The sequence below is a fragment of the Megasphaera sp. NM10 genome (assembly GCF_000417505.1).
GTDB classification, from domain to species: domain Bacteria; phylum Bacillota; class Negativicutes; order Veillonellales; family Megasphaeraceae; genus Megasphaera; species Megasphaera intestinihominis.
On the sequence record NZ_APHY01000138.1, the window covers coordinates 1 to 3420 of the forward strand.

2 rRNA genes are annotated in these 3420 nt (G+C 52.5%); both read left to right on the forward strand.

The features are described from left to right. The first annotated feature begins 92 nt into the window (after positions 1-92). A 23S ribosomal RNA gene (locus NM10_RS12730) occupies positions 93-3007 on the forward strand. 283 nt (positions 3008-3290) lie between these two features. Beyond that, positions 3291-3407 (forward strand): 5S ribosomal RNA (gene rrf / locus NM10_RS12735). The last annotated feature ends 13 nt before the right edge of the window (positions 3408-3420 follow it).

Genomic DNA, 3420 nt, shown 5'->3' on the forward strand with positions numbered 1-3420 from the left:
TCAGATACCTCTTTTTAAAAAGAGATCTTAACGAACCTTGAATTCTTGTTCATCACGACATCCCGTGTGGATGGCGTGATACATGAAAAAATAGTCAAGTAAGTAAGGGCGTACGGCGGATGCCTTGGCCATATCAGCCGAAGAAGGACGCGATAAGCTGCGATAAGCTGCGGTGAGGTGCAAGTAACCTTTGACCCGCAGATCTCCGAATGGGGAAACCCGGCAGCAGTAGTGCTGTCATCCTCTATGAGGAAGGGCACCCGGTGAACTGAAACATCTAAGTAGCCGGAGGAAAAGGAATCAACAGAGATACCCCTAGTAGCGGCGAGCGAACGGGGCAGAGCCCAAACCGGAATGGGAAACCAATCCGGGGTTGTGGACTGCTATCAAATGCATGAGTGAAGCAGAATGAGCTGGGAAGCTCAGCCAGAGAGAGTGAGAGCCTCGTAGGCGTAAGCAAGTGCATGGAGCAGGATCCGGAGTACCACGGGACACGAGAAACCCTGTGGGAAGCTGGGGGGACCACCCTCCAAGGCGAAACACTGATATGGACCGATAGCGCATAGTACCGTGAGGGAAAGGTGAAAAGAACCCCGGGAGGGGAATGAAAGAGAACCTGAAACCGTATGTCTACAAGCAGTCGAAGACCTTTATATGGTCGACGGCGTGCCTATTGAAGAATGAACCGGCGAGTTACTTCAGCTAGCGAGGTTAAGCAGGAAATGCGGAGCCGCAGCGAAAGCGAGTCTGAACAGGGCGTATAGTTAGTTGGAGTAGACCCGAAACCACAGTGATCTACCCATGTCCAGGTTGAAGCACAGGTAAAAATGTGTGGAGGACCGAACCAGTGAGCGTTGAAAAGCTTTTGGATGAGATGTGGGTAGGGGTGAAATGCCAATCGAACGTGGAGATAGCTGGTTCTCCCCGAAATAGCTTTAGGGCTAGCCTCATGGCGAGAGTACAGGCGGTAGAGCACTGAACGGGGTAGGGGCCTATCCGGCTACTGAACCTAATCAAACTGCGAATGGCTGTACTTATCCATGGGAGTCAGACTGTGAGTAATAAGGCCCATAGTCAAGAGGGAAACAGCCCAGACCAACAGCTAAGGTCCCCAATGCCGTACTAAGTGGCGAAGGATGTGGAATTTCGAAAACAACCAGGATGTTGGCTCAGAAGCAGCCACCATTAAAAGAGTGCGTAATAGCTCACTGGTCGAGAGACTCTGCGCCGAAGATGTCCGGGGCTAAAGTACGGAACCGAAGCTTTGGCAATTAACATAAGTTAATTGGGTAGGGGAGCGTTCCTGCATGGGAGAAGCCTGACCGGAAGGACAGGTGGACAGGCAGGAAGAGAGAATGCCGGTATGAGTAGCGAAAAGAAGGGTGAGAATCCCTTCCACCGAAAGCCTAAGGGTTCCTGGGCAACGATCGTCGTCCCAGGGTAAGTCGGGACCTAATCCGAGGCGGAGACGCGTAGGAGATGGACAACAGGTTGAAATTCCTGTACTGGCTGAGGCCGTTTGAGCGAAGGAGTGACACAGGAAGGAAGGCGCGCGTGCGAATGGAAGAGCACGTCCAAGCAGGTAGGTCGGGAGACAGGCAAATCCGTTTCCCATAAGGCCGAGATGCGATGGGGAGCTTCTGGAGACAGAAGCGAAGGGGCTGGCACTAAACTGTCGAGAAAAGCTTCTAGTGAGGACTCAGGCACCCGTACCGAAACCGACACAGGTAGGCAGGATGAGAATTCTAAGGTGCGCGGGAAAACCCTCGTTAAGGAACTCGGCAAAATATATCCGTAACTTCGGGAAAAGGATAACCCAGCGTACGTGAAGTGCAGAAACGCATGGAGCGGAGATGGGTGGCAGAAGAGAGGCCCAAGCGACTGTTTACCACAAACACAGGCGTCTGCTAAAGCGAAAGCTGATGTATAGATGCTGACACCTGCCCGGTGCTGGAAGGTTAAGAGGAAGTGTTAGCGCAAGCGAAGCAGTGAATTGAAGCCCCAGTAAACGGCGGCCGTAACTATAACGGTCCTAAGGTAGCGAAATTCCTTGTCGGGTAAGTTCCGACCCGCACGAAAGGTGTAACGATTTGGGCACTGTCTCAACGAGGGACCCGGTGAAATTGAAGTACCTGTGAAGATGCAGGTTACCCGCGACTGGACAGAAAGACCCCATGGAGCTTTACTGTAACCTGAGATTGGATTCCGGTAAGAGATGTACAGGATAGTTGGGAGGCTGAGAAGTGAGTACGCCAGTATTCACGGAGCCGCTGGTGGGATACCAACCTTGTTTTATTGGAATTCTAACGAGAAGCGTAACGAGCTTGCGGACAGTCTCAGGCGGGCAGTTTGACTGGGGCGGTCGCCTCGAAGAGTAACGGAGGCGCCCAAAGGTTCCCTCAGCGCGGACGGAAACCGCGCGAAGAGTGCAAAGGCAGAAGGGAGCTTGACTGCGAGACGGACAGGTCGAGCAGGGACGAAAGTCGGGCTTAGTGATCCGGTGGTAGAGAGTGGAATTGCCATCGCTCAACGGATAAAAGCTACCCTGGGGATAACAGGCTTAGCTTATCTCTCCCAAGAGTCCATATCGACGGGGAGGTTTGGCACCTCGATGTCGGCTCATCACATCCTGGGGCTGAAGTAGGTCCCAAGGGTTGGGCTGTTCGCCCATTAAAGTGGTACGCGAGCTGGGTTCAGAACGTCGTGAGACAGTTCGGTCCCTATCCATCGCGGGCGTAAGAAACTTGAAAGGGGCTGCTCCTAGTACGAGAGGACCGGAGTGGACCGACCAATGGTGTACCAGTCATGGCGCCAGCCGTGCAGCTGGGTAGCTACGTCGGGGACGGATAAACGCTGAAAGCATCTAAGCGTGAAACCAGCCTAGAGATGAGGTTTCTCATTGTTTAACAAGTAAGGTCCCACAAAGACGATGTGGTTGATAGGCCGGGAGTGGAAGTACAGCGATGTACGGAGCGGACCGGTACTAATAGACCGAGGACTTGACTTAAGCAGAGAGCCATGTTTGAAGGAGCCGAAAGGCGACGCACAAACATGTGCGAATCGCTTACTCCGAATCTCAGGAGGCTGTGAATTTGGAAACAGATACACAGAGAGAACGACGATTCGGAGACGAGCGGAAAGATTCTTGATAGTTCGTTGGATGTATGAAACATTTTTATGCAGTTGTCAGGATACGATAAGCAGAGAACCAGTTTTGAAGGAGTCAGAGACGACACGCAAAACTGTGTGAATCGCTTACGTCGGACTTGTCCGACGCCTGAATAACATAATTCAGTGGCGATAGCTGCGGGGATCCACTTGTTCCCATGCCGAACACAGCAGTTAAGCCCGCAAACGCCGAAAGTACTTGGGGGGASGSCCCCTGGGAGGATAGGAAGCCGCTGATTAAGAAAAAACTGA